Genomic DNA, 24,216 nt, shown 5'->3' with positions numbered 1-24,216 from the left:
GGCCGGTCTCAGCCGGCCAGACCGGTCCGGTAGGCGTGCACGACGGCCTGCACGCGGTCCCGCAGGTCGAGCTTGGTGAGCACGCGGGAGACGTGCGTCTTGACGGTCTCGTGGCTGATGACCAGCTCGGTCGCGATCTCGGCGTTGGACAGGCCGCGGGCGACCAGGCGCAGCACCTCGACCTCGCGGGGCGTGAGCACGCCGCCGTCGCCGGCGCCGGCCGGCGGGCTGATGCGGCTCGCGTACCGACCGACGAGCCGGCGCGTCACCTCGGGCGCCAGCAGCGCCGCACCCGACGCGACGGTGCGGATGCCCTCGAGCAGCTGGTCCCCGGGGGCGTCCTTGAGGAGGAACCCGCTGGCACCCGCACGCAGCGCCTCGTACACGTACTCGTCGAGGTTGAACGTGGTGACGACGAGGACCTTGACGGGGTCGGCCACGTCCGGGCCCGCCAGCTCCCGGGTCGCCGCGATGCCGTCGAGCACGGGCATGCGCACGTCCATCACGACGACGTCGGGGTGCAGGCGGCGCGCGAGCCCGACCGCCGCGCGCCCGTCGCCGCACGTGCCGACGACCTCCATGTCGGGCTGGGCGTCGACGATCGTCGCGAAGCCCGTCCGGATGAGGTCCTGGTCGTCGCAGACCAGCACCCGCAGGGGCGCGCTCACGGGCGCGGCCCGGTGGGGATGCGGGCACGCACGACGAACCCGCCGTCCGCCGCGCGCCCGGCGTCGAGGTCGCCGCCGAGCAGGGCCACCCGCTCCCGCAGGCCGGCGAGGCCGCGCCCGCTCCCCTCGCCGGGCCCGGCTGCCCGGGGGCCGCCCTGGGTCGTGACCTCCACGTCGATCGCCCTCTCGTCGTGCCGGACGCGGACGAGGGTGCGGCTGCCGCGTGCGTGCTTGAGCGCGTTGGTGAGGGCCTCCTGGACCACCCGGTACGCGGTGACCTCCGCGCTGCCGGGCTGCGTCGCGGCGCTGCCCTCCTCGAGGTACTCGACCGGCTGGCCGCCGAGCCGCGTGGTCTCCACCAGGGCCCCGACGTCGCCGACCGTCGGCGTGCGCTCGCCGGGCCCGTGCGCCGGGTCGAGCACGTCCAGCAGGTTCCGGAGGTCGTCGATGGCCCGGCGGCCGGTGCTCGTGACGGCGGTGAGCGAGGCCGCGACGCGCGCCGGGTCGGCGGTCACGTACCGCGCGGCCTCGGCCTGCACCACCATCGCCGTCACGTGGTGCGTCACGACGTCGTGCAGCTCCCGGGCGAGGCGGGCGCGCTCGGTGGCCCGCGCGGCCTCCTCGACGTGCCGGCGATGCTCCGCCTCGGCCGCACGGGACTGCCGCAGCCACGTCCCGACGCCCCAGGCGACCGCCATCACCAGGTAGAAGGTCACGTACCCCGCGAGCTCCTCCGTCGACCCGAGCCGGGCGAGGGCCACGGCCAGCGCCGCGTAGCCGACCGACGCCGTGACCGCGACCGCGACCCGGCGGCGGGACAGGTGCGCTCCGGCGCTGAGCAGCGCGACGGGCAGCGCGACGCCGGCGGCGGAGTGGTACCCGCCGAGCTGGTCGACCGCGAAGCCCAGCGACACGAGCGCGAGGCAGCCGGCGGGCCACCGGCGGCGGACCGCCAGCGGCAGGGCCTGGAGCAGGACGGCCACGACGGTGAGCGCGTCGTGGGGGCGGTCGGCCAGGTCGCCCAGCTCCGTGCCCTGGTCGCGCAGCGACGGGACGAGGGGTGCGACCGCGACCGCGAGCGCGAGCGGGAGGTCGCGCACCGTGACGTCGGCGCGGTCCCAGGCCGTGCGGGCACGCCGGAGGTCGACCACCGTCAGACCGTAGCGGTGGTCGCGACCCGCTCGGCGCGTCCCCGGCGTGTCACCACACGCCCGCGCCGGTGCGCCAGCCGCAGGAACAGCACGGTCAGCACGATGCCGGCCAGGACGGCCGGCAGGCTCGCCTCGGGGCCGAACGCACCACCGGACAGGAGGACCGGGCCCGAGGTCACGCCGTCCAGCAGGCCCGACGCGACGCCCGCGCCGGACACCTCGGTGCCGAAGATGCCGCTCGCGGTGAAGTTCCAGGCGGCGTGCAGGCCGATGGGCAGCCACAGCGTGCGCGTCGCCGCGTACGCCGCCCCGAGCATCCCGCCGGCCTCGACGGCGACGGCGACCGCGCCCCACACCGTCGCGTGCGGGTTGAGCAGGTGCATGGCGCCGAACAGCACCGACGTCAGCACGAGCGCGCCGACGGTGCCCGCGCGCTCCTCGACGACCCGCAGCAGGACGCCGCGGAAGACGACCTCCTCGGTGACCGAGGCGACGACCGCGAGCCCGAGCAGCCCCGCCGCGGCCGTCACCGACCCCCATCCCTCGACGCGGTAGCCGCCGAGCACCGTGATCACCCCGACGACGACGACGAACATCGCGGCCCCGAGCGCCGCGCCGCGCGCGGCCGCGGCACCTACCCCGCGCAGGGCGACCTCGACGGGCTCCCGGTGCTCGGTCCGGCGCACCACCCACCCGTACGCGAGGAGTGCCAGCACCGCGGTCGCGATCCCGAGGACGAGGGTCGGCGCCCAGCTCCCCTCGGTGGCACCGACGGCGAGACCGCCCGCGACCATGACCGCGCCGACGGCTCCGAGCTGCTTGACCAGACGCATGACGAGTCCCTCCTCCGGTGCCGGGCACGGCGCCGCGGCACGCTCAGGACGCTACGGAGCGCGGCACCCGCGGCACGTCCCCGTGCAGGGCGCATCCGGTGTCGCTCGCACGGGGGATGCGCGGCCGGGGGGGAGCGGCTCGGTCCGGTCAGCGAGCGGCCCGCTCCCCCAGCCAGGGCGCGAGCACGTCCGGCTGCCCGAGCCACGCCGTCAGGCCGGCGCGCACCTCGGCCGCCGTCAGGAGCACGTCCTCGAACGCCTCGCGCAGCGCGGGCGCCTCGTCACCGGTGCCCACGACGACGATCCGCGTGTCGGCCCGCTCCGTCGGCCACGGGCCGGCCGCGCCGATGCTGAGCTGGCCGCCGGCGCCGTCCCACACGCACAGCGTGTCCGGCCGGCTCGGCACCCAGAAGCGTCCGCGGCTGCGGAGGCGCCCCTCGCCGAGCCGGTGCACGCCGTGCAGGAGCCGCTCGGGGTGGAACGGGCGGCGCGTGCGCAGGTCGAGCGACCACACGCCGTGCGCGGTCGACGCCCCGGGGACCGGCGCCACGTGCGCCGGGTCCAGACGGCGCTCCGCGGTCGCCGGGCGGTGCTCGCGCGCCACGAGGTCGGCCACGCCCGCGCCGTAGCGGCCGTCCGTCCGGCGACCGTCGGCGGCGCGCACGTGGTCGAGCAGGTCGGACGCGACGGGGTGGTCGTGCGGGTCGCCGGTCACGAGGACGAGGTCGGCGTGCGCGACCTGGGCCGCGAGCGCCTCGCCGACCGAGCGGCGGTCGTCGTCCGTGAGGCCGAGGCCGCGCTCGTCGAGCAGGTCGTCGCCGAGCAGGTCGTGCTCGAACGTCGCGAGGTCGACGGTCGCGACGACGTCGGCCAGCCGCAGGCGCGCGAGCGGCTCCCCCGGGCGCATGGCCCAGCCGAGGGCGCGCACGACCGGCAGGGACTCGGCGCTCACCGGCAGGGCGAGGACGACGGCGTCCCACCGGCCGTCGGCCGCGAGACGCGCGAGCGTCGGGACGGCGTCCTCGCGGACCGCGCAGGACAGGCACGCGTGCTCGAGCGGGACGGTCTCGTCCTCGACCACGCCGGACGCGTCGGCGACCACCCGGCGGAGGGTCCCGCCGTCCTCGTCGTCGTGGATGTCGTGGCGGACGGCGACGACGCGGGGCGCGTCGACGAGGAGCCCGGCGACGACGGCGTCGCGCTCCACCGGGTCGATCGAGGACAGGACGACGACGGGCGTGCGGGCAGGACCCACGGGGGCCTCCTTCGGTTGGCGGGATGGCGGCGTTGACGCGAACGATAATCATTAACTAGCGTGCTGCGCCATGAGCCGTCACTGCCAGGTGCTCGGGAAGGTGCCGTCCTTCGGGAACGCCGTCTCGCACTCGCACCGCCGCACGCCCCGCCGCTTCGACCCGAACATCCAGCGCAAGCGCTACTGGGTGCCCTCCCTCGGGCGGCACGTGCGCCTGCGGGTCTCGACCGACGGCATCAAGGTGATCGACCGGCGCGGCATCGACGCGGTCGTCGCCGAGATCCTCCGCCGCGGGGAGAAGGTCTGATGGCCGGCGGGAAGCGGGCCGACCTGCGCCCCGTCATCAAGCTCCGGTCGACCGCGGGCACCGGCTTCACGTACGTGACCCGCAAGAACCGCCGGAACACCCCCGACCGCCTCGTGCTGAGCAAGTACGACCCGAAGGTGCGCCGGCACGTCGACTTCCGCGAGGAGCGCTGAGGTGGCCAAGAAGAGCAAGATCGCCCGGGACGCGCAGCGCCGCGAGATGGTCGCCCGGTACGCCGCGCGCCGCGCCGAGCTGCGCGCCGCGTCCGTGAACCCCCACCTGACCGAGGACGAGCGGCGTGCGGCGCGCGCCGAGCTGCACCGACAGCCCCGCGACGCCAGCCCCGTGCGGCTGCGCAACCGCGACCTCGCCGACGGCCGCCCGCGCGGCCACCTGCGCACGTTCGGCCTCTCCCGTGTGCGGTTCCGCCAGATGGCGCTGCGCGGCGAGCTGCCCGGCGTCACCAAGTCCAGCTGGTGACGGCACCCGCCGTCGCCCCGAACCCCAGGAGGCACCCGTGAAGAAGGGCATCCACCCCGACTACCGGCCCGTCGTCTTCCGCGACAAGTCCGCCGACTTCGCGTTCCTCACGCGGTCGACCGCCACCTCGTCGGCGACCGTCGAGTGGGAGGACGGACGCACGTACCCCGTCATCGACGTCGAGATCTCCAGCGCGAGCCACCCGTTCTGGACCGGCAGCGCCCGGGTCATGGACACGGCGGGCCGCGTGGAGAAGTTCCACCAGCGCTACGGGCGCGGGTCGGCGGCGGGAGGCGAGCGATGAAGGTGCGCGCGTCGCTCGCGTCGCTGAAGAAGAAGGACGGGTCGATCGTCGTGCGCCGCCGTGGGAAGACCTACGTCATCAACAAGCGCAACCCGCGGTGGAAGGCGAGGCAGGGCTGATGGCCGTCCCCAAGCGGAAGACATCCCGCTCGCGCACCCGGTCACGGCGCGCCCAGTGGGTCGCGACCACGGTCGACCTCGTGCCGCTCACGGTCGACGGCCGCACCGTCGCGGTGCCGCGCCGCCTCGTCGGTGCGGTCCGTCGTGGCCTCGTCGACGTCGCGACCCTCCCCGACCACCCGCGCTGACCGCGCGGCCGGCCCCGGCACGTCGGGTCACCGACGTGCCGGGGTGCCGCGCGGACCCGGAAGGGCTGCGCGAGCCGGCCGACGAGTGAGGGCAGGCGTCGGGGTACGGCCGAGGGGCGTCACGACACGCCGCGCGCGCGGCGTTCGTGCGTTGTTCACGCGGCGGACGCCCGGGCCGGTCGCGAGTCGGACGTCCGACCGGCACGCTCGGAGCGTGGACGACGAGACGTACGAGACCGTCACGTGCCCGCGCTGCGGCGCCCGTCCCGGCGAGGCCTGCCGGACCTCCGACCGGGTACCGCGACCGCCGCACAAGCGCCGGCGACGGAGCGCGCTGGAGGCTGCGGGCGCCGCGGTGCCGGACGAGGGCTGACAGCCTCACGCACCCGGCGCGGCGGGCAGCGCCTCGTCCGGGAGCGTGAACTGCGCCCACACGTGCTTCGCCTCCGGGCTGCGGTACCAGCCGACGTCGACGGCGAGCCGCCGCGCGATGACCAGGCCGAACCCGCCGCGGCCGAAGGGGCGGTCGCCGGCGACCCGGGGCTCGTCCCGCAGGTCCCGGTCGGCGACGTCGAGGACGAACGTGGACCCGTCGGCGTGGAGCCGCACCTGCACCGGCGGTGCCCCGTGCTCGAGCCCGTTGGTGGCCAGCTCGGTGGCGACGAGGCACATGTGCTCCGGCACGTCGTCGAGCGGCACGTCCTCGGCACGCCCCACGGCGCCGTTGACGGCCCGCCGGATGCCGGCGCGCAGGCCGGACAGCTCGGCGGCCGAGTCGAGGGTCCAGGTGTGGACGGCCGGCAGGTGCCCGGATGGACGACTCGCGACGAGGTCGCCGTCGCGCTCGGAGGTGCTCACGGTGACACCTTGCCCGCTGGGCGGGCCGCGCGCGCGTCGTCCTGCGGGGTCGTGCGCCGGTGCGTCAGGCGGGGCGGCGGCGGGCCGCGACGGGCACCGTCACGAGACCCGCGGCGCACAGTGGGGTCCCCCGGTACCGGCCCGTGCCTCACCTCGGGCGCAGCCGGCTCGTCGGCACGACCTCGGACGTCTGCGACGTGCTCGACCAGCGCAGCTCGACCGTCGCCCGTCCGACGCCCTCGAAGTACTCGAGGACGACCGGGACCGCGCGGCCCGCCACCAGCGTCACGGTGCCCCGGTCCACGCGCTCGGCGTGCCGGTCCCACCGGTCGACGAGCAGGCGGCCGTCGACCCACAGCCGCACGCCGTCATCGCTGGTCGTCGTGAACGTGTAGGTCTGCGAGTGGCGGGGCACGACCGAGCCCGTCCAGCGCACCGAGAACGTGTCGGCGCCGATGCCCGGTGCGGGGGCCCCGGTGCCCCACCGGAAGGCGACCGTCGGGTCGACGCGCGTCACGCCGGTGCCGGACAGCGTCGCGGCGTCGAAGTACGTGCCGAGGAGGCCGCGCTCGCTCAGCGTCGCGGTGAGGGTCGTCGCCGTGGCCGGCGTCGTCCACACCCGGCTCGTCGCGGTGGAGCCGTCCGACCAGCGGTCGAGCGCGTACGGGGCGCCGCGGCTGCTCGTCTGCGCCGGGACGCCGAGGCGCAGGTCGAACCCGGCCCACGACGTGACGGTCGTCGGTCCGGTCACGCTCCGGCCGTTGACGGTCAGGGTCCGGCCGGCGGGCGACGTCGCGAGCGTGACCGCGACCGTGCGCGGCTTCAGGTCCCGCGTGACGGTGGTCGTCACGCCCTGCGCGTCCGTGGCGGTGAGGCTCACGCGCAGGTAGCTGTTCGCGGCGGCGGCGAGGTCCTCGGGGCCGGGCGCGACGAACGTGACGTCGCCGCCCGTCACCGGTCCCAGGAACGGGTGCGTGTGCTGGTCGTGCACCCGCACGACGGTCCAGCTCAGCCGCGCGCCCGGCAGCGTGCCGTCCCGCGCGTCGGTCGCCGAGCCGCTGAGCCGGTACGTGGTCCCGACCGTGAACGTCGTGCCCGCGGCCGGCGAGGTGATCGTCGCGACGGGTGCGGTGTTGCCCGAGCTGATCCGGACGGTGACGGGCGCGGACGTCGCCCCGGCGGCGTCCCGCACCCGCAGCGTCGTGGTCCACGTGCCGGCCGGGTAGGTGTGCCGGACGGTCGGGCTCGTCGTCGTCGCGTCCGGACGGCCGTCGCCGAAGCTCCACAGGTACGTCAGCGCGCCGCCGTCCGGGTCGCTGCTGCCCGACCCGTCGAGCGTCGCGGCGAGCGGCGCCGGGCCGGACGTCGGCGCCGCGGTGACCACGGCGGTCGGCGGTCGGTTCGCGGTGCCCGACCAGGCGATGCGCCGGATCTCGCCGCCGTTCGCGTAGGTCGTGTAGTACAGCGCCTGGCTGCCGGCGTGCGGGCCGAACTCGAGGTGCACGGCGCCGCCCAGCCCCGTGGCGAGGTCGGTGCGCGTCCCGCCGGACAGCATCATGATCTTCCCGCACACGTAGTCGGCGAACAGGTACCCCGCGTCGTACGCGGCCGGCCAGACGCCGTCCGGGACGAACGCGCCCCCGGTGATCGAGCCGCAGCCCGCCGCGCGGCCGTAGTCGTGCACCGGGTTCGTCATCCCCGCGGGCAGCGCTCCCCCGCAGCTCGCCGCGGAGCCCGTGTTCGCGCAGTGCCCCTCGCGGACCGGCCAGCCGTAGTCCGCGCCCGGCGCGCCGAGATCGATCTCCTCCCAGGCGTTCTGGCCGACGTCGTTGACGTGGAAGACCGTGCCGGCGGCGTCCGGGTCGAAGGCGAACCGGAACGGGTTGCGCAGCCCCCACGCGAACGTCTCCTGGCAGACGGTGCCCGCCGGCGCCGGGCCGAGCCGGCAGCTCGCGGTCCCCGCGCCGAGGAACGGGTTGCCCGGCGCAGGGGCGCCCGTCGTCCGGTCGACGCGCAGGACCTTGCCGTTGAGGACGTGGCGGTCGCGCGCCGCGTCGTTGCTGCCGCCGCAGCCGCTGTCCCCCGCGTGGTCGCAGCCGCCGTCGCCCGTCGTCACGTACAGGTAGCCGTCCTTGCCGACGTGCAGGTCGCCCGCGTTGTGGTTGCCCGCCGACGAGGAGATGCCGTCCAGCAGGACCCGCTCGCTGGCCGGGTCGACGGTGTTGTCGTCGCGCAGCACGAACCGCGAGACGCGGTTGGCCGGTGCGCCGGCGGGGTTCGCGCCCTGGCTCGTGGGGCAGGCGCCGCTCGTGCCGCGCGCGGTGTAGAAGAGGTAGACGGCGCGCGTGGCCGGGTCCGGGTCCGTCGCGACGCCCAGCAGGCCACGCTCGCTGTTCGTGCACAGCCGGCCGGCGAGGTCGAGCGCGGGGGTCGCGAGCAGCGCACCCGCGGCCGTCCGCACCCGCAGGCGCCCGGCCTGCTGCGTGACGAGCATCCGCCCGTCCCCGGTGAACGCGATCGCGGTCGGGTTGTCCACCTCGGCGACCAGCGCGTCGGAGAACCCCGCCGGCACCGTCGCCGCGCTCGCGGGCGGTCCCGCGACGGCGGTCACCCCCGTGGCGACCAGCGCACCCACCACGACCGCCACGACGCGCCGCATGCGGTTCATCGAGGTCCCCCGTCCCCGTCGACGCATCCCGTGGGTCGAGCATGCGCGCGCCCGACCTCCCCGGCAACGGTGCGGGACGAGCCGGTGCCGTCCGGACCGTTTCACCGGCTGCACCCTGCACCCGGTGTCGTGAGCACCGGCGACCGGCCCGGCCTCGGGCACGAGGCCGGGCCGGTCGTCGCTCAGCGCAGCGCGGCTCCCGGGCGCGACCACTTCTGCGCGGGCGTGCCGTTGCACGTCCACAGCTGCAGCTGCGTGCCGTTGGCCGTGGACGCCCCCGGGTCGTCGACGCACCGACCCGAGACCGGGTTGCGGTACCCGCCGTCGTGCTCGACGAACCGCTGGTTGACCTGGCCGGCGCCGCAGTCCCACAGGTGCAGCCGGGTGCCGTCCGCGGTGCCGTACTCGCGCGCGTCGAGGCACTTGCCGAACGCGCGCAGCGTGCCGTCGGACCACGCGGTCCAGCGCTGCGCCGCCGTGCCGTTGCAGTCCCACAGCTGCACGCGGGTGCCGTTGGCGGTGCTCCCGCCCGAGACGTCGAGGCACTTGCCGGCGATGCCGGAGCGCACCGCTCCCGTGGCTCCCGCGGTGGGCGGGGTGGTCGGCGGGGTCGTCGGGGTCGGCGTGGGGCTCGTCCCGGGGTCCGGCACGGGCGACGGCGTGCACGGGCCGGTCCGGACGTCGTCGCGGTGCGTGACGCCGGACGAGCGGTACGCCGCGACGCGCGACGACACGGCGGCGGGCGTGAGCACCTCCCGGTCGGTGTAGTAGACGTAGTCGACCTCCTGCTCGTAGCGGCTCACGCCACCCGTGTGCGCGTCGAGGTCGAGGAACCAGATGTTGAAGTCGAGCAGCAGCGGCGTCTCGGGGTAGACGTGCCCCCCGTGCTCGGCGACCCGACGGCCGTCGACGTAGTAGCGGACGGTGCCGTCGGAGACCTGCATGACGAGGTCGCGCCACCCCGCGAGGCTGCCGCGCACCGGGGTGCTGAGGTTGTCGGCCACCCACGGGTCCGGCTGGTACGTCTCGTAGGTCGTGAGGAAGAGCGTCGGCCCGGACTCTCCCCAGCCGCCGTTCGGCAGGTACTCGAAGTCCATCTCCCCGTAGTCGGGGTCGTTCGGGCGGGCGAGCGGCGTGATGGTGAAGAAGGTCTGGTTGACGCGGTCGCCGTCGTCGCCCGTGACCGGGGCGTCCGTGAACCGCACGCGCGCGGCGTACGTGCCCTCGAGGAAGCGACGCCCCTGGCTGACCTCGGCGTTGACCGTGCCGGCGGGCGTGCCGTCCGTCGAGGCGCGCAGGCGCATCGCCTTCGCGGCGCCCGTGCCGGGGAAGTCGACGTTGGTGGCGGACCACGTGTTCCCGCTGACGCCGGGGCCGCCGCCGCCGGTGCGCACGGACCAGCCCCGGGCGCGCAGGGACGGGTCGCTCGACGAGGTGTAGGCGAAGTCGTCGAACAGCTGGCCGCAGCTCGCCGAGGCGGCCGCCGGGACCGTCGCGGGGGCGGTCGGGCCGGCGGCCGCCGGCGCGGCGAGCGGGGCGACGAGCGCCGCGGCTGCGGCGAGGACGAGGGGGACGCGACGGGCGCGTCGGGGACGGGGGGCCATGGGCGTCATCGGCAAGGCGCACTCCGAGGGGGCGTGGGATGCGGGGGGACGAACCGGACGCCGCACCATGGCACACACGCGTGCGCCGTGCCCAGGGCGCGGCGCGACCGGGCCGCCGTGCACGACGCCGGCCGCACCGCACCCACCTCCCCCGTCACGGTGCCCAGCGGGCCGTCAGAGCGCGACCGCCGACCCGAACGACACCCCGGCCAGCTCCTCCGACACCCGCCACACCCGGTCCGCCTCCGTCGCGTCCCGCAGGGGCTGGAAGAGGCGGTGCTCCGCCGGGCCGCCGCCGAGGTTGCCGGGGCCGTCCGGGCCGTAGAGCCGCCCGCCGCGCGCCTGCGGCGAGGTGGCGGCGTACAGCGCGGGCAGCTGCGCGCTCTCGAGGGTCCCGAGCAGGATCCCCGCGCGCGAGAGCCGGCGGATGACCGCGATCTGCGGGGTGTCGCGGTCGCGGCCCAGCTCGGGGCGTGCGGTGAGCAGGCTGGTGGGCGCGACCCCGGGGTGCGCGAGGTTGCTGGTGATCCCCCAGCCTGCCGCACGGCTGCGCCGCTCGAGCTCGAGCGCGAACAGCCCGAAGGCGATCTTCGACTGGCCGTACGCGCGCCGGCCGTCGTAGTCGCGCTCCGAGTTGAGGTCGTCCCAGTGCACCGACCCGCTGCGGGCCGCCACGCTGATCTGGGAGGTGACCCGCGCCTCGCCCGCCGTGAGCAGCGGCATCAGGTGCGCGACCAGGGCGACGTGCCCGAGGTGGTTGGTGCCCAGCTGCAGCTCGAGGCCGTCGACGGTGGTCTGCCGCTCGGGCGGCGTCATCACGCCCGCGTTGTTCACCAGCAGGTGGATCGGCCGGCCGTCGGCCCGCAGCTCGAGGCCCAGGGCGGCCACGGAGGCCAGCGAGGCCAGGTCGAGGTCGTGCAGCGAGACGAGCGCGGCCGGGTGCTCGTGCCGGATCCGGGCGACGGCTGCCTCCCCCTTGGACCGGTTGCGCACGGGGAGGAGGACCTCGGCCCCGGCGAGGGCGAGCCGGCGGGCGATGCCCAGCCCGATCCCGTCGCTGGCGCCGGTGACGAGGGCGCGCCGGCCGGTCAGGTCGGGCAGGGAGTAGGACGGCGTACGAGGCATGGTGTCGCTCCTGGGTTCTGGGTGGGTCAGCCGCGCGGCGCGCGGGCCGGCGGGACGGGTGCGTCGACGGGCCGGCCGGCTGCGCGGCGGGCGGCGACGAGGGTGACCGCGAAGTGCACGGCGAACAGCGAGGTGGCGACCACCTGCACGACCGCGAGCGCGGCCGGCTCGTCGGCGCGGTAGAACGCGACGCGGACGGCCAGGTTCGCCGCGGCCATCGCGAGCCCGACCACCGAGGTGAGGGTGTAGACGCGGCGCAGGGCGCGGTGCCGGGCCCAGTCGCGCGGGCCGCCCACCAGGCGGTTCACCATGAACCCCGTCAGCGGCCGGCCCGCGGCCAGCGACACCACGTAGGCGAGGACGAAGACGACGGGCAGCGCCATGCTCGGCAGGAAGAACGCGCGGGCCTCGCCGGCGAGCGCGGCGACGCCCGCGCACACCGCGGCCACCACGAGCCCGGCGACCGCGGCGCCGGGGGGCTCGCGGCGCGCGAGCCGCACGCCGGACGCGGCCGCCGCCGTGACGCCGAGCGCCAGCAGGGCCGGTCCGAGGCCTGCGGCGGCGTCGGTGGCGACGAACGTGACGGTCGGAGCGCTCGCCACGGCGAGCCCCACGGGGCCGCCGACCCGCTCCACCGTGCGCCGCGCGGCGGCCCGCGCCACCGACTCCTCGACCGGGTCGGGCAGGCCCAGCACCCGGCGCGCGGTCGCGCTGGCGCCGGGCGGTCCCCCGTCCGGGGCGACGCGCCGGGCGGGGTCGACGGGGTGGACGGGGTCGACGGGGTCGACGTGCCGGGTGGGGTGGGCGGCGACGGCCTGGTGCTGGGTCATGTGGTCCTCCTCGGTGGCTCCGGGTGTGCTGCCACCCTCCGACGGCCGCGGTGCCCCATCCAGGGCCTGCCGATCCGTGCCTGGGCGTGTCCCGGCGGGGCGTTCCCCCTACTGCGGGCCGACGGGGGGATCGGCAGGCCGTGGCTGGGCGGTGCGCCGGCACGGTAGGAACGGGGGACGCGACGAGAGGACGTGCACCGGTGATCGACCGACCAGGACTGGCGGAGTTCCTCCGCAGCAGACGGCACGCGATGCAGCCGCAGGACGTCGGGCTCCCGCGCGGGGCGCGCCGACGCACCGCCGGCCTGCGCCGCGAGGAGGTCGCCGCGCTGTGCCACATGTCGACCGACTACTACGCGCGCCTCGAGCGCGAGCGCGGGCCGCGGCCCTCCGAGCAGATGGTCGCCGCGATCGCGCAGGGCCTGCACCTCACCCTCGACGAGCGCGACCACCTGTTCCGGCTCGCGGGGCACCAGCCGCCCCTGCGCGGCGCGCTCAGCGAGCACATCAGCCCTGGGCTGCTGCGCATCCTCGACCGCCTCGCGGACACGCCCGCGGAGATCGTCACCGAGCTCGGCGAGACCCTGCGGCAGACCCCGCTGGGCGTGGCGCTCACCGGGGACGCGACCGCGTACACCGGCCCGTCGCGCAGCATCGGCTACCGCTGGTTCGCCGACCCGGACGGCCGGGCCCTGTACCCGCCGGAGGACCACGCCGCCCTGTCCCGGCTGTACGCCTCGCACCTGCGCCGGCTGGTGACGCTGCGGGGGCCGGGCTCACGCGCCGCCCGGCTCGCCGACCTGGCCCTGGCCGCCAGCCCCGAGCTGCGGCGGCTCTGGGAGACGCACGAGGTGGGGCTGCGTCCCGAGGAGGTCAAGCGCTTCGTGCACCCGCAGGTCGGGCTGCTCGAGCTGCACTGCCAGACGATGGTCGACCCGGAGCAGTCGCACCTGCTGCTGGTGTACACCGCCGTCCCGGGCACGGAGAGCTACGAGAAGCTGCAGCTCCTCGCCGTGGTCGGCGCGCACGCGGGGTGACGACCGCGTCCGCTGCGGGCCGGAGGCGCAGCACCGCGGTGGACCCGGGGGGCCGGCGGACGGCGCGGTGGGCTAGACCCAGCCGCGTTCCTCCGCCAGCAGGACCGCCTGCTGCCGCGTCGCCACCCCGAGCTTGCCGAGCACCGACGAGACGTGGTTGCGCACGGTCCCCGGGGACAGGTGCACGGTCGCGGCGATCTGGGCGATCGTCTCGCCGCGGCGCCCGGCCCGCAGGACGTCCAGCTCGCGGTCGGTCAGCGGGCTGCGCTCGTCCGCGAGCGCGTCCGCCGCCACCTCGGGGTCGACGTAGCGACGCCCGGCCGCGACGAGCCGGATGACCGCGGCGACGTCCTGGGCGTGCCGCGACTTCGGCAGGAAGCCGTCCACGCCCGCCTGCAGGGCCCGCCGCAGCACGCCGGGCCGTGCGTGCCGGGTGACGACGAGGCAGCGCGTCGGGATGGTGCGGAGCAGGCGGGCCGCGGTCTCGATGCCGTCGATGCCGGGCATCTCCAGGTCGAGCAGGCAGACGTCCGGTCGGGTGCGCTCGGCCTCGGCCAGCGCCTCGGTCCCGGACGCGCACTCGGCGACGACGTCGAGGTCGGGCTCGAGCCGCAGCAGCATCGCGAGCGCGGTGCGGATCATGTCCTCGTCGTCCGCGACGAGCACGCGGATCACGGCCGTGCCCCGGTCGTGTCGCGCACGGGGACGGCGACGGTCAGGGCCAACTCGTCGTCGCTGCGGACCTCGACGGTGCCGCCGAGGGCGGCGATGCGGTCGCGGATCGCCGCGAGGCCGGCGCCACGGGCGTGCCCGTCCCCCGGTCCCGGGGACGCGTGGTCCGCGTCGACGGGATCGCGGACGAGGTCGCCGCCGACGGCGCGGTCGTTCACGATGACGTACAGCCACCGGTCCTCGTCGCGCCGCAGGCTGATCCGCGCACGGCCGCCCGCGCCGTGCTTGAGGACGTTGGTGACGCTCTCCCGCACCAGCGGGCCGAGCACGTCCGCCGGCGCGTCGGCCGCGTCGGGGCCCAGGCTCACCCGGACGTCGTGGCCCGCGGCACGCAGCAGGTCCGCGGCGTTGGCCAGCTCGTCGGGCAGCGGCACGCCGCGGAACCGGGTGGCGAGGGCACGGGTCCCGGCCCGCGCCTCGTCGACGGACGCCCGGGCGGTGCGGATCTGCTCCGCCGCGGCGTGCGGGTCCCGCTCGATCAGCCGCTCGGCGAGCTCGAGCTGCAGGGCCAGCACCTGCAGGTGGTGGCCCTGCAGGTCGTGCACCTCGGCCGCGAGCCGCAGCCGCTCGCGCATCGCCGAGACCGCGCCCGCGGTCTCTCGCGCCCGGTCCAGCTCGCGGACCAGGTCCCACCACCACAGCGAGAGCGCCGTCAGGGTCGGCAGCATCAGCAGGATCGTCGCCGGGATGCGCCTGATGTCGGGGTCGCCGGTCGCCAGCCTCGGGGCGTCGACCACCCACAGCGCCGCCAGCACCGCCGTGAGCAGGACGATGAGCCGGAACCGCACGCCGCGGGGCCACGGCAGCAGGCTCAGCAGGAACGCCACGCAGCCGACGGGCAGCATCCACGACCCGGTCGCCACGCCGAGCAGCGCCGCCCCCACGCCGCCGGTCGCCAGGGCGACCACGGACCGTCGACGTCGGCCGCGGGTCCGCCCGTCGTCCTCCTCGTCCTGCGGTGCGCGTGCCGGGTAGTCGCGCACGAGGAGCGTGCCGGCGACGAGCTGGAGCACCCCGCCCGCGGCGGCGAGCGCCGGTGCCGCGGGCAGCACCGCGGAGACGGGCAGCTCCCCCAGCCACGCCGCCCAGTTGAGCAGCACCACGAGGTGGAGGAACGCGAGCCCCGCGACGGTGTACCACCACGTCGCACGGACCCCGCCCGCGTACGGGCTCGGCCCGTCGCCGCCGTCCTGCGCGCGACCGCCCGCCGACGTGCGTCCCGAACCACCCATGCGCCCGACCGTACGGCCATGACATCCGTCATGGCCGCGCGCGCGCCGCCGCACGCCCGCCGGTGACACGTCGGTACTGCCGCGGACCCGTCCCCCGGCCGTTGCATGGAGGCACTGCTTCCCCGACACCCGTGAGGTCACCATGGCAAGCGCATCGTCCGACGTCGTCCTGCGGTTCCAGGAGCTGGTCGCCCAGCTGCCCGAGTGGCTCCAGCCGGGCGGGGTGGCGCTCGCCGGCGCGGTCCCGTTCGTCGAGGGCGAGGGGGCTGCGGCGATCGGCATCGTCGGCGGCCTGCACCCGGTGGTGGCCGCGGCCGCGGGCATCGTGGGCAACGTCCTCGCCGTGCTCGTGGTGGTGCTGGTCTCGGTCCGCACCCGCGAGGCGGTGGTCACGCACGCCCGCGGCCGGGGCGTCGCCCTCGACGACGCACCGAGCCCCCGCCGGCAGAAGTTCGACCGCGCGTTCGCCCGCTACGGCGTCGCCGGCGTCTGCCTGCTCGGTCCCCTGCTCATCCCGACGCACTTCACGGCGGCGGCGCTCGCCGCCTCCGGCGTCCACCGGGTACGCATCCTCGCGTGGCAGGCGGTCGCGATCGTGCTGTGGACCGTCGCGGTCAGCCTCGTCGTCACCGGCGTGCTGGCGATCCGCGCCTGACGGGCGCTACCAGCCGCCTCGGCTCCGGTCGGTCACGGCCCGTGCGGGAGGGCGCCCCCGGTCGGACGACCGAGGGCGCCCGGCACTCACCGACCGAGAGGGTCCACGAGCCGGGCACCCGGCCGCGCCACGACCAGGTACCCGCCGCCGTCGAGAGGCGTGGGGACGTCGATCTCGCCGACGACCGTCCCCGCCTCGGTGTCGAGCACGTCGATCACGCCGTCCCCGCCGCGGGACACGTAGCCCACGTCGCCCGCCGCCGTGAGCGCCGCGATGGGCCGCCCCGGCGACGCCCACACGGCCTCCATGTCGGCGTCCCGGGCCGGCGCGCCGGTCGGCACCGGGAGCGGCACGGTGCGCAGCGTGGTGAGGAACGTCGGCGACGCGGGGTCCGCGTCGACCACGTGCGCCGCGTAGCCGTCCGGGTGCATGCGGGCGAACAGCAGGCGGTCCTCCGCGACCGCGAAGCGGAAGGCCAGGCCGTTGCCGAGCGGCGCGCGCCGCGCCGCGTCCTCGCCCGGGCCGAGCACGAGGACGTCGTTGCGCCAGTCGGCCCAGCTCGGGCTGCCCTGGTCGCGGACGTAGCTCCACAGGTGCGGCTCGTCCTGCCCGACGAGGCGCGCGTAGTAGCCGCGCCCCCAGTCGCTGCCGTCGGCGGCCCACGGCACGACGCCGTCGACCTCCAGCCCGTCGGCACCGACGTGGACCCGCTCCAGCCCGGCGTCGGTCGCGAGCAGGAGGTGCCCGTCGACGACCGCCTCCCCGTGCCCGTACGCGCCCACGGTGACCGTCGACGCCGCATCGGCCGTGCCGTCGAGGACGTCGTCGAGCGGCAGCAGCTCCACGCGGCCGTCCTCGGCGCCGTCGCGGTGCAGCAGCGCGTCGCTGACGAACGCGATGCCCGGCTCCTCCGTCGCGACCTCGAGCGTGCTGCGCACCGCCAGGTCGTCGAGGTCGACGACGGTGATCCCGCCCGGGCCACCCTCCGTCGCGGACGCCGTGCTGACCGCCGCCAGGCCCGTGTCGGTGTCGACCGCGATGTGCACCGCGGACCCGGGCAGGTCGACGCGGCCGACGACCCGCGGCTCGTCGCCGGTCACGTCGAGCGCGAGCAGCTCGGGCGGCTGGGTGCTCGCCGCGAGCAGCCGGCCGTCCTCGAGCGCGACGAAGCCGGCGTGGTCCGCCACGGCGACGTCCTCGAGCGTGCCGAGGAGTTCGTGCTCCGGCACCGAGTACGTGTGCAGCGCCGCGGCCTTCGGGTCCGCCACGACCAGGCGCTCGGTGTCGGAGGAGGCGGTGAAGGGCGTCGCGGACGTGTCCGTCGCGGACGGCTCGCCGGCCGTCGGCCCGTCGGCCGCTCCGCCGCAGGCGGTGAGGGCGAGGACCGTCACGGTCCCCAGCAGGGCGGCGGCGCGCCGGAGCGCGGGGCCGCGGTGTCGGGTGGGGGTGGTGTGCATCGGTGTCCTCCGGGTGGGTGGGCGTGCAGGTGCAGGGCTGTGGTGCGTGCCGCGGTGCCGACTCAGCGGCCGACGACGACGTGCCGGCGACGGCCGTCGTCGACCGTGCGGGCGTCGACCCCGTAGACGGCGCCGACCCGGTCCGCGGTGAGGACGTCGGCGGGCGGTCCGTCGGCGACGACCCGGCCGCGCGCGAGCATGACGACGCGCGTGCAGTACGCGGCCGCGAGGTCGAGGTCGTGCAGCGCGACGACGGCTGTGGTGCCCGCGTCGGCGACGTGGGCGAGCAGCGCGTGCTGATGGCGCAGGTCCAGGTGGTTGGTCGGCTCGTCCAGCAGGAGGACGTCGCCGCCCTGCGCGAAGGCGCGCGCGAGCAGGACGCGCCGGCGTTCGCCGCCGGACATCTCGTCGAGGCCGCGGTCCGCCAGCGGTCCGAGCTCCCACCGGGCGAGCAGCGCCTCGACGGCGGCGCGGTCGTCCGCGTCGTACGGCCGCCAGTCCGGGTGCCGGACGGCACGACCGAGCAGCAGCACCTCGCGCGGGGTGAAGGGCAGGTCGCCCTCCTCGTCCTGGCCGACGTACGCGACCCGCCGGGCCCGGGTGCGGTCCGGCACGCTCCGCAGGTCGGTGCCCGCGAGCAGCGCGCGGCCGGTCGTGGGGCGCCGCAGGCCGCCGAGCACCCGCAGGAGCGTCGTCTTGCCCGACCCGTTGGGTCCGACCAGGGCGACGACCTCACCGGGGTGGACGCGCACGTCCACCCCGGTGAGCGCGGTGACCGGTCCGTGCCGCACGCCGACGTCCTGCGCGTGCAGCACCGCCGTGGCGGCCACGTCAGTCCGTCGCCGCGACGAGGCGCTCGAGGCCGTCGACCGCGGCCGGGGAGGGCGCCGACGCGTCGCCGGGCAGCAGGACCACGCGGCCCTCGCGCACGGCGTCGAGCCGGTCGACGCCGGGCTGCGCGAGCAGCGTGGCGCGCGCCTCCTCCTCGGTCTCCCCGTAGAGGCCGTACGAGAGCACGACCCAGTCCGGCTGCTCGGCGAGCAGGCTCTCGACCGCGACGGTGAGGTACGCCTCCTGCTGGTCCGCGAGCACGTTGCGCAGGCCCGCGGCCTCGAGCACGGCGTGCGGGGTCCCGGTGCCGCCGTAGGCGGACAGGGAGTCCGTCGAGGAGAAGAAGTACAGCCAGGCCACGGAGTCGCCGGTGGCCTCGCGCGTCGCGCCCGCCACGCGCGCGTCGAGGGCGTCGGCGGCCTCCTCCGCGACGTCGGAGGTGCCGAAGACCTCGCCGAGCCGGCGCACGTCCTCCCCCACGGTCGCGAGCGTGACCTCGGCCGGTGCGTCGGTCGACGCGTCGTGCCCGCACTCGCCCTGCACGGTGAGCAGCTCGATGCCCGCGGCGCGGACCTGGTCCGGGTCCGCGGCGAAGAGGCCGTAGCCGAGCACGACGTCGGGGTCGGCCGTGAGCACGGCCTCGGTCGTGGGGTCGGAGGGGTCGACGACGAGGTCGTCGGACGGCGGGTCGGTCAGTCCGGGCGGCAGGGGCGCGCCGAACTCGCCGGAGCGCGCGGTGATGCGGTCGGCCGCACCGGCGGCGTCGAGCAGCGCGACCGCCGCGGTGCCGACGGTGAGGACCCTCTCGGGTCGCGCGTCGAGGACGACCTCGGTGCCGCAGTCCTCGACGGTGACGGCGCCGTCGGCGTCGGGGTCGCCGGCGGCCGGGGTGGAGCAGCCGGCGAGGGCGAGCAGCAGGACGGCGCCGCCGGCGGCGAGGCGAGGGCGGGCGGGGCGCGGAGCGCGTAGGGAGCGGGACATCGACGACCTCCGAGAGGGTGGGCGGGCGTGGGCGGACGTGCGGGCGGGCAGGGCGAGCCGGACGGGTCCGGCAGGTGCGGGTGCGGCGGGGTCAGGCCTCGACGGACGGGCGGCGCAGGCGGCGCCGGACGAGCGCCATGAGCAGCGGCGTGCCGAGCAGCGCGGTGAGGATGCCGAGCGGGATCTCGCGCGGGGCGAGGACCGTGCGGGCGAGGGTGTCCGCCCACACGAGGACGAGGGCCCCGAGCAGCGCGCTCGCGGGCACCACGAGCCGGTGCGTCGCACCGACGAGCCGGCGGGCCAGGTGCGGCACGACCAGCCCGACGAAGCCGATGGACCCGCTGACCGCGACGGCGCCGGCCACGCCGAGCGCGCTCACGGCGGCGACCTGGCGCCGCAGCCCGTCGGGGTCGACGCCGAGGCTGCGCGCGACGTCGTCGCCGAGACCGATGGCGTCGAGCCGGCGCGCGCGCAGCACGAGCAGGCCGAGCGTGGCGGCGGTCAGCACCGCGAGCACGGGCAGGTCGCCCCAGTCGGCCTGGCCCAGCGAGCCGAGGGTCCAGAACGTGACGGCGCGCACGGCGTCACGGCTGTCGGCGAGGACGACGACGAGGTTCGTCGCGGCCCCGAGGAAGTAGCCGACCGTGAGACCGGCGAGCACGAGGCGGTGCGACGACAGGCCCCGCCCCCGGCCGACCAGCAGGAGCACGAGGGCGAGGGCGAGCAGCGCCCCGGCGAACGCGCCCGCGGCCAGGGTCACCGCGCCGACGAGCGCCCCGAGGCCGGCGGTGAGCACGAGCGCCGCACCGAGGGACGCGCCGGCGGAGATGCCGAGCAGGTAGGGGTCGGCGAGCTGGTTGCGCACGACCGCCTGCAGCGCGGCACCCGCCGCCGCGAGCACGGCACCGACCAGCGCGCCGACGAGCACGCGCGGGACACGCAGCAGCCACACGACCGTGTCCTGCGTGCTGCCGTCGGGCGGGGCGGTGCCGGTGAGGCGGGCGTGCACGACCTCGGCGACCTCGCCCGGCGGCACCGTGAGCGGGCCGAGCCCGACCGCGACGACGAGCGACCCGAGGAGCAGCACCGCGAGCAGCGGCAGCCACAGGGCCGGGCTCCGCCGGGCGCGCACGGGCGAGAGAGGGCCGTCAGGCGGGCGGGCACCGGGGGGCTCGAAGGTGACATCGCGGGCTGACCGAGTCACGGCCGGCCCGTTGACGTGCCCGATCCGGGCGTTTAGGGTCACAACGCACATGATAACCATTCGCAACAGGGGGCGGGTGTGGTTCACGTCAGGCTGTCTCGGCTGCTGGGCCGCCGGCGCTGGGTGCTGGTCGCCGTGGCCGCCGTCGGCGTCGCCGTCTCGGCGACGTGGGTCGTCCAGGCGCTGCTGCTCGCCCGCGTCTTCGGTGCACTCGTGCCGGGGCGCAGCGACGCGGCGACGCCCGAGCGGCTCGCGGACCTCGCCCCGCTCCTCGTCGGCCTCGCCGGCGTCCTCGTCGCCCGGCCCCTGCTCGTGCTCGGCCGTCAGCTGATCGCCCAGGCGCTCATGACGCGCACCAAGCAGGACCTGCGCGAGCGCGTCACCCGCGCGTTCGTCCGGCGCAGCGCGACCGACCCGGCCGCCGGCCGGACCGGGCGCGACCACGCCGTCGTGGTCGACGGCGTCGAGAACCTGGACGCGTACCTGTCGGGGTACCTGCCCCAGCTGCTCGTCACCGGGGTCGTGGTCGTCACGGTGGGCACGGCGGCCGTGGTCGTCGACCCCGTCGTCGGCGTCGTCGCCGTCGCCGCCACGGCCCTGCTCCCGCTGCTCCCCCGCGCCTGGGACCGCGTGCTGACCCGCCGCGGCGCCGACCACTGGGACGCCTACCAGCAGCTCCACGCCGAGTTCGTCGACTCGATGCAGGGCATGACGACGCTCGTGACCCTCAACGCCGATCGCCGGCGGGCCGCCGAGCTGGCCCGCGCGTCCGAGCACCTGCTGTCCCGGACGCTGCACCAGCTGCGCGTCTCGCTGGTCGAGTCCGGCCTGTCGAGCCTCGCGCTCGTGGCCGTCCCGGCGGTCGTGCTCGCCACCGTCGCCGCCCGGCGGGACGCCCTCACCCCGGTCGAGGCCTTCGCCCTCGTGCTGCTCTCGGTGGAGCTGGTCCGGCCGCTGCGCGACCTCGCCGCCGCGTGGCACGCGGGCTACCTCGGGACCTACTCCGGCGCCCAGGTCGCCGACGTGCTCGCCGCCGTGCCGCCCGCGCCAGACGGTCCCGCCGACCGGGCGCCCGTGGCCGGCGCGCCCGTGGTCGCGCTCGAGGGCGTGCACGCGCGGCACCCCCGCGCCGACCGGGACGCGCTCGCCGGCGTCGACCTCGTGCTGCGCCCGGGCCTCACCGCGGTCGTCGGCGCCACCGGCAGCGGCAAGTCCACGCTCGCGGCCGTGCTCGCCGGGCTGCTGCCCGGCACCGAGGGACGCGTCCTGCTGCACGGGGCGCCCGCGACCCCCGACGACCTGCTCGCGCACGTGAGCCTCGTGCCGCAGGACCCGGTCCTGTTCGCGGGCACCGTCGCCGACGAGGTCGGACTGGGAGTGCCCCCCGACCGCGCGCGGCGGGCGGCGGCGCCCGACGTCGCCGCGGCTGCCGCGGCCGTCGGCATCGGCACGCAGGACCCGACGCTCCAGCTCACGACCCCGGTCGGCGAGCGCGGCGCCCTCGTCTCCGGCGGCCAGCGCCAGCGCGTCGCCGTCGCCCGCGCCCTGGTCCAGGGCCGCGACGTCCTCGTCCTCGACGAGGCCACGTCCGCGCTCGACGGCGCCTCCGAGGCGGCCCTCGTCCGCGGTGTGCTCGGCCTCGCCCCGGACCGGCCCGTCGTCGCCGTCACGCACCGGCTCGACGTCGCCCGCCTCGCCCGGCACGTCGTCGTGGTCGACGCCGGCCGCGTGGTCGAGCAGGGACCACCCGACGTGCTGCTCACCCGCGGCGGCTCCTTCGCCGCCCTCGCCGCGGCGGTCGCCCCGTGAGCGCCGCGGCACCGGCCGACCGGCTGCCCGGTCGGTGGCGTGCCGTGCTCACGCCCGTGCTCGCCGTCAGCGCCCACCTGCGCGAGCAGCGCCGGCTGTTCCTCGAGGTCGTGCTCGTGGTGGGGGGCGCGCTCGTCGCGGGCGTCGGCGTGAGCGTCCTGTCGGTGCGGGCCGCGACCACGGTCGCGGTCGGCAACCCGGCCGGCGCTCCGTTGCTCGCGCTCGGCGTCGCCGTCGTCGCCGTGGGTTCCCTCGCGTGGACCGAGCAGTGGCTCGCGCACGTGCTGGCCTACCGCGTGATCGACACGGTCCGTCGCCGGGTGCACGCGGCGATCGGCCGGCTCGCGCCGCTCGGCCTGGGGCGGCGGCGCTCCGGCGAGACGGTCGCGGCGGCCATGACCGACGCGGAACAGCTGGAGTGGTTCTACGCGCACACCGCCGCGCAGGTGGTCGCCGGTGGCCTCGCCGCGCTCACGGTGTCCGCCGGCGCGGTCGCCTGGCTCGGACCCGTCGGGCTCGTCGTGCCGGCCGGGCAGCTGCTCGTCCTCGCGGTGCCCGTGCTGGCACTGCCCGTGGCCAGCAGGCAGGGCACCGCGCTGCGCGCCGCGGTCGCGGACCTCGCGTCCACCGTCATGGAGGCACGCGCGGCCGCCCGAGAGACCGTGCTGCTCGGCCGCCTGCCCGCGGTGCTGACCGAGGTCCGCGGCGGGACCGCGCGGGTGCAGCGCGTGCGCCGCGGGCTGGCCGTGCGGACCGGGCTGGAGCAGGCGGCCGTCGAGTCCGTCGGCGCCGCGGTCGTGCTCGCCACCCTGCTGCTCGTGGTCGACCGCGCCGCCGCGGGCGGGCTGGCACCCGACGCCGTGCCGGCGGCCGTGGCGCTGGCCGGTGCGGGCCTGGCCCCGGCGCTCGCTGTGGTCGCCGGCCTGCAGCGCCTCGGCGAGACGTCGGCCGCGGGCGCACGGGTCGACGCGCTGCTCACCGCGCCGGGCACCCGTCCCGCCGACGGCCCCCGCGACGACCTCCAGGGTCCGCCCGCGGAGCGCGGCGCGCTGCGGGTCCGCGGGCTGCGGGTGCGCTACCCCGGGTCGGACCGGACCGTCCTCGACGGCGTGGACCTCGACGTGCGCCCCGGTGAGCACGTCGCGGTGGTCGGCGCCAGCGGTGCCGGCAAGACGACGCTGGCCCTCGTGCTCGCGCGCCTGGTCGGCGCAGACGCCGGCGAGGTGGAGGTCGACGGCGTGCCGGTCGCCGCGGAGCCCGGGGCACGCACGCGTGAGCGGGTCGTCCTCGTGGGCCAGCACGCCCACGTGTTCCGCGCCGGGGTGCGGGAGAACCTGCTCGCACCCGACGCCGACGACGCCGCGCTGTGGCGGGCGCTCGAGCAGGCCCGGCTGGCCGACCACGTGCGGGCGCTGCCCGACGGCCTCGACACGGTGCTCGCCGAGCTCGGCGGCGCGTGGTCGGGTGGCGAGCGCCAGCGGCTCGGGCTGGCGCGCGGCCTGCTGCGCGACCCGTCCGTCCTGCTCCTCGACGAGCCGACCGCCGGGCTCGACGCCCGCACCGAGGCCGCGTTCCTCGCGACGCTGCGCCAGGCGCGCGCGGGGCGCACCACCGTCGTCGTCACGCACCGGCCCGCCGTGGTCCGGGCGTGCGACCGCGTCGTGCTGCTCGACGGCGGCCGCGTGGTCGCCGACGGCACGCACGACTCCCTGGTCCCCGGCTGCGCGCGGTACCGCGAGGTCCTCGCCGCACCGGAGCACCCCAGCACCGACGAGCACAGGGAGGAGGTGACCAACCATGGCTGAGATCACGATCACGACGGTCGAGGAGCAGCGCGCGGCGGAGACCGTCCTCGCGCCCAACTCGAACCACCACGGCCACGTGGCCA

The 24,216-nt window shown here is 77.0% G+C and carries 25 protein-coding genes; 10 read left to right on the top strand and 15 right to left on the bottom strand.

Translation table 11 applies throughout. From position 1 onward, the window contains the following. Window positions 1–8 precede the first annotated feature (8 nt). From ACFUMH_RS01475 to ACFUMH_RS01460, 4 genes are all read right to left on the bottom strand, one after another. A complete protein-coding gene (locus tag ACFUMH_RS01475; protein WP_378199254.1) occupies window positions 9–668 on the bottom strand; it encodes a response regulator in 660 nt (219 codons plus the stop codon). Beyond that, window positions 665–1,819, bottom strand: coding sequence for a sensor histidine kinase (locus ACFUMH_RS01470; protein ID WP_378199251.1), 1,155 nt, complete (start codon window positions 1,817–1,819; stop codon window positions 665–667). Before ACFUMH_RS01470 ends, ACFUMH_RS01475 begins: the two co-directional genes overlap by 4 nt. Window positions 1,820–1,821: 2 nt before the next feature. Beyond that, complete coding sequence (locus ACFUMH_RS01465) at window positions 1,822–2,652, bottom strand: CPBP family intramembrane glutamic endopeptidase (protein WP_378199247.1); 831 nt, start codon at window positions 2,650–2,652, stop codon at window positions 1,822–1,824. A gap of 148 nt (window positions 2,653–2,800) precedes the next feature. After that, window positions 2,801–3,907 (bottom strand): CobW family GTP-binding protein, encoded by a 1,107-nt coding sequence (locus ACFUMH_RS01460; protein ID WP_378199244.1) that lies wholly within the window; start codon window positions 3,905–3,907, stop codon window positions 2,801–2,803. 70 nt (window positions 3,908–3,977) lie between these two features. Here ACFUMH_RS01460 and rpmB point away from each other — a divergent pair, with 70 nt between their 5' ends. Genes rpmB through rpmF form a run of 6 tightly spaced genes read left to right on the top strand, consistent with a single transcriptional unit; the run spans window position 3,978 to window position 5,305 of the window. Further along, a complete protein-coding gene (gene rpmB, locus ACFUMH_RS01455; RefSeq protein WP_378199241.1) occupies window positions 3,978–4,214 on the top strand; it encodes a 50S ribosomal protein L28 in 237 nt (78 codons plus the stop codon). Beyond that, window positions 4,214–4,387: a 50S ribosomal protein L33 gene (rpmG, locus tag ACFUMH_RS01450; RefSeq protein WP_378199238.1), complete on the top strand. Its 174-nt coding sequence runs from the start codon at window positions 4,214–4,216 to the stop codon at window positions 4,385–4,387. Before rpmB ends, rpmG begins: the two co-directional genes overlap by 1 nt. Before the next feature lies 1 nt (window position 4,388). Continuing rightward, window positions 4,389–4,694 (top strand): 30S ribosomal protein S14, encoded by a 306-nt coding sequence (gene rpsN, locus ACFUMH_RS01445; RefSeq protein WP_378199235.1) that lies wholly within the window; start codon window positions 4,389–4,391, stop codon window positions 4,692–4,694. 37 nt (window positions 4,695–4,731) lie between these two features. Continuing rightward, the gene (locus tag ACFUMH_RS01440; protein ID WP_378199231.1) at window positions 4,732–4,998 is read left to right on the top strand and encodes a type B 50S ribosomal protein L31; all 267 of its coding nucleotides are present in this window, start codon (window positions 4,732–4,734) and stop codon (window positions 4,996–4,998) included. Next, a complete protein-coding gene (gene ykgO / locus ACFUMH_RS01435; RefSeq protein WP_034625243.1) occupies window positions 4,995–5,117 on the top strand; it encodes a type B 50S ribosomal protein L36 in 123 nt (40 codons plus the stop codon). Before ACFUMH_RS01440 ends, ykgO begins: the two co-directional genes overlap by 4 nt. Next, window positions 5,117–5,305: a 50S ribosomal protein L32 gene (rpmF, locus tag ACFUMH_RS01430; protein WP_378199228.1), complete on the top strand. Its 189-nt coding sequence runs from the start codon at window positions 5,117–5,119 to the stop codon at window positions 5,303–5,305. The genes ykgO and rpmF overlap by 1 nt, the downstream gene beginning before the upstream one ends. A 378-nt stretch (window positions 5,306–5,683) precedes the next feature. Here the strand turns inward: rpmF and ACFUMH_RS01425 are convergent, their stop codons facing one another. The 5 genes from ACFUMH_RS01425 to ACFUMH_RS01405 all read right to left on the bottom strand — a co-directional run bounded on the left by ACFUMH_RS01425 (window position 5,684) and on the right by ACFUMH_RS01405 (window position 12,390). Then, window positions 5,684–6,163 carry an ATP-binding protein gene (locus ACFUMH_RS01425; protein WP_378199225.1) on the bottom strand — a complete coding sequence of 160 codons (480 nt, stop codon included), beginning with the start codon at window positions 6,161–6,163 and terminating at the stop codon, window positions 5,684–5,686. A 148-nt stretch (window positions 6,164–6,311) separates the two neighbouring features. Further along, window positions 6,312–8,831, bottom strand: a complete 2,520-nt coding sequence (locus ACFUMH_RS01420; protein ID WP_378199221.1) for a PQQ-dependent sugar dehydrogenase — start codon at window positions 8,829–8,831, stop codon at window positions 6,312–6,314. A 182-nt stretch (window positions 8,832–9,013) separates the two neighbouring features. After that, the gene (locus tag ACFUMH_RS01415) at window positions 9,014–10,435 is read right to left on the bottom strand and encodes a ricin-type beta-trefoil lectin domain protein (RefSeq protein ID WP_378199218.1); all 1,422 of its coding nucleotides are present in this window, start codon (window positions 10,433–10,435) and stop codon (window positions 9,014–9,016) included. A gap of 174 nt (window positions 10,436–10,609) precedes the next feature. Next, window positions 10,610–11,560, bottom strand: a complete 951-nt coding sequence (locus ACFUMH_RS01410) for an SDR family oxidoreductase (protein ID WP_378199215.1) — start codon at window positions 11,558–11,560, stop codon at window positions 10,610–10,612. 26 nt (window positions 11,561–11,586) lie between these two features. Continuing rightward, the gene (locus ACFUMH_RS01405) at window positions 11,587–12,390 is read right to left on the bottom strand and encodes a DUF3159 domain-containing protein (protein ID WP_378199212.1); all 804 of its coding nucleotides are present in this window, start codon (window positions 12,388–12,390) and stop codon (window positions 11,587–11,589) included. 200 nt (window positions 12,391–12,590) lie between these two features. On the opposite strand from ACFUMH_RS01405, the gene ACFUMH_RS01400 reads away from it, so the two are divergent. Next, window positions 12,591–13,427: a helix-turn-helix transcriptional regulator gene (locus ACFUMH_RS01400; protein WP_378199209.1), complete on the top strand. Its 837-nt coding sequence runs from the start codon at window positions 12,591–12,593 to the stop codon at window positions 13,425–13,427. A gap of 72 nt (window positions 13,428–13,499) precedes the next feature. Here the strand turns inward: ACFUMH_RS01400 and ACFUMH_RS01395 are convergent, their stop codons facing one another. Together ACFUMH_RS01395 and ACFUMH_RS01390 are read right to left on the bottom strand one after the other, a co-directional pair. Beyond that, the gene (locus tag ACFUMH_RS01395; RefSeq protein ID WP_378199206.1) at window positions 13,500–14,102 is read right to left on the bottom strand and encodes a response regulator; all 603 of its coding nucleotides are present in this window, start codon (window positions 14,100–14,102) and stop codon (window positions 13,500–13,502) included. Continuing rightward, entirely contained in the window at window positions 14,099–15,391 is a 1,293-nt protein-coding gene (locus tag ACFUMH_RS01390; RefSeq protein ID WP_378199203.1) for a sensor histidine kinase, read from the bottom strand. The genes ACFUMH_RS01395 and ACFUMH_RS01390 overlap by 4 nt, the downstream gene beginning before the upstream one ends. A 142-nt stretch (window positions 15,392–15,533) precedes the next feature. Here ACFUMH_RS01390 and ACFUMH_RS01385 point away from each other — a divergent pair, with 142 nt between their 5' ends. After that, window positions 15,534–16,046, top strand: a complete 513-nt coding sequence (locus ACFUMH_RS01385) for a small multidrug efflux protein (protein ID WP_378199200.1) — start codon at window positions 15,534–15,536, stop codon at window positions 16,044–16,046. A gap of 86 nt (window positions 16,047–16,132) precedes the next feature. On the opposite strand, the gene ACFUMH_RS01380 is transcribed toward ACFUMH_RS01385, so the two are convergent. The 4 genes from ACFUMH_RS01380 to ACFUMH_RS01365 form a co-directional block, all read right to left on the bottom strand. Further along, window positions 16,133–17,503 (bottom strand): hypothetical protein, encoded by a 1,371-nt coding sequence (locus tag ACFUMH_RS01380; RefSeq protein ID WP_378199197.1) that lies wholly within the window; start codon window positions 17,501–17,503, stop codon window positions 16,133–16,135. 62 nt (window positions 17,504–17,565) lie between these two features. Continuing rightward, window positions 17,566–18,333 carry an ABC transporter ATP-binding protein gene (locus tag ACFUMH_RS01375; RefSeq protein ID WP_378199194.1) on the bottom strand — a complete coding sequence of 256 codons (768 nt, stop codon included), beginning with the start codon at window positions 18,331–18,333 and terminating at the stop codon, window positions 17,566–17,568. A 1-nt stretch (window position 18,334) separates the two neighbouring features. Beyond that, a complete protein-coding gene (locus tag ACFUMH_RS01370) occupies window positions 18,335–19,315 on the bottom strand; it encodes an ABC transporter substrate-binding protein (RefSeq protein ID WP_378199190.1) in 981 nt (326 codons plus the stop codon). A gap of 91 nt (window positions 19,316–19,406) precedes the next feature. Then, entirely contained in the window at window positions 19,407–20,447 is a 1,041-nt protein-coding gene (locus ACFUMH_RS01365; RefSeq protein WP_378199187.1) for a FecCD family ABC transporter permease, read from the bottom strand. Between the two features lie 150 nt (window positions 20,448–20,597). Here ACFUMH_RS01365 and ACFUMH_RS01360 point away from each other — a divergent pair, with 150 nt between their 5' ends. Then, entirely contained in the window at window positions 20,598–22,328 is a 1,731-nt protein-coding gene (locus tag ACFUMH_RS01360; RefSeq protein WP_378199183.1) for an ATP-binding cassette domain-containing protein, read from the top strand. Beyond that, window positions 22,325–24,133, top strand: a complete 1,809-nt coding sequence (locus ACFUMH_RS01355; RefSeq protein ID WP_378199180.1) for an amino acid ABC transporter ATP-binding/permease protein — start codon at window positions 22,325–22,327, stop codon at window positions 24,131–24,133. The genes ACFUMH_RS01360 and ACFUMH_RS01355 overlap by 4 nt, the downstream gene beginning before the upstream one ends. Window positions 24,134–24,216: the final 83 nt, after the last annotated feature.

It is taken from the genome of Cellulomonas sp. NPDC057328, from assembly GCF_042667215.1.
Lineage (GTDB): Bacteria > Actinomycetota > Actinomycetes > Actinomycetales > Cellulomonadaceae > Cellulomonas.
Note: the sequence above shows the minus strand (reverse complement) of the source record. Positions and strands in the feature narration are given on the sequence as shown.

Coding starts and splice junctions, on each gene's coding strand:
- ACFUMH_RS01465 (WP_378199247.1), bottom strand. CDS start 2,652: ATGCGTCTGGTCAAGCAGCTCGGAGCCGTCGGCGCGGTCATGGTCGCG.
- rpmF (WP_378199228.1), top strand. CDS start 5,117: ATGGCCGTCCCCAAGCGGAAGACATCCCGCTCGCGCACCCGGTCACGG.
- ACFUMH_RS01380 (WP_378199197.1), bottom strand. CDS start 17,503: ATGCACACCACCCCCACCCGACACCGCGGCCCCGCGCTCCGGCGCGCC.
- ACFUMH_RS01410 (WP_378199215.1), bottom strand. CDS start 11,560: ATGCCTCGTACGCCGTCCTACTCCCTGCCCGACCTGACCGGCCGGCGC.
- ACFUMH_RS01420 (WP_378199221.1), bottom strand. CDS start 8,831: ATGAACCGCATGCGGCGCGTCGTGGCGGTCGTGGTGGGTGCGCTGGTC.
- ACFUMH_RS01405 (WP_378199212.1), bottom strand. CDS start 12,390: ATGACCCAGCACCAGGCCGTCGCCGCCCACCCCACCCGGCACGTCGAC.
- ACFUMH_RS01385 (WP_378199200.1), top strand. CDS start 15,534: ATGGCAAGCGCATCGTCCGACGTCGTCCTGCGGTTCCAGGAGCTGGTC.
- ACFUMH_RS01415 (WP_378199218.1), bottom strand. CDS start 10,435: ATGGCCCCCCGTCCCCGACGCGCCCGTCGCGTCCCCCTCGTCCTCGCC.
- ACFUMH_RS01390 (WP_378199203.1), bottom strand. CDS start 15,391: ATGGGTGGTTCGGGACGCACGTCGGCGGGCGGTCGCGCGCAGGACGGC.
- ykgO (WP_034625243.1), top strand. CDS start 4,995: ATGAAGGTGCGCGCGTCGCTCGCGTCGCTGAAGAAGAAGGACGGGTCG.
- rpmG (WP_378199238.1), top strand. CDS start 4,214: ATGGCCGGCGGGAAGCGGGCCGACCTGCGCCCCGTCATCAAGCTCCGG.
- ACFUMH_RS01370 (WP_378199190.1), bottom strand. CDS start 19,315: ATGTCCCGCTCCCTACGCGCTCCGCGCCCCGCCCGCCCTCGCCTCGCC.
- rpmB (WP_378199241.1), top strand. CDS start 3,978: ATGAGCCGTCACTGCCAGGTGCTCGGGAAGGTGCCGTCCTTCGGGAAC.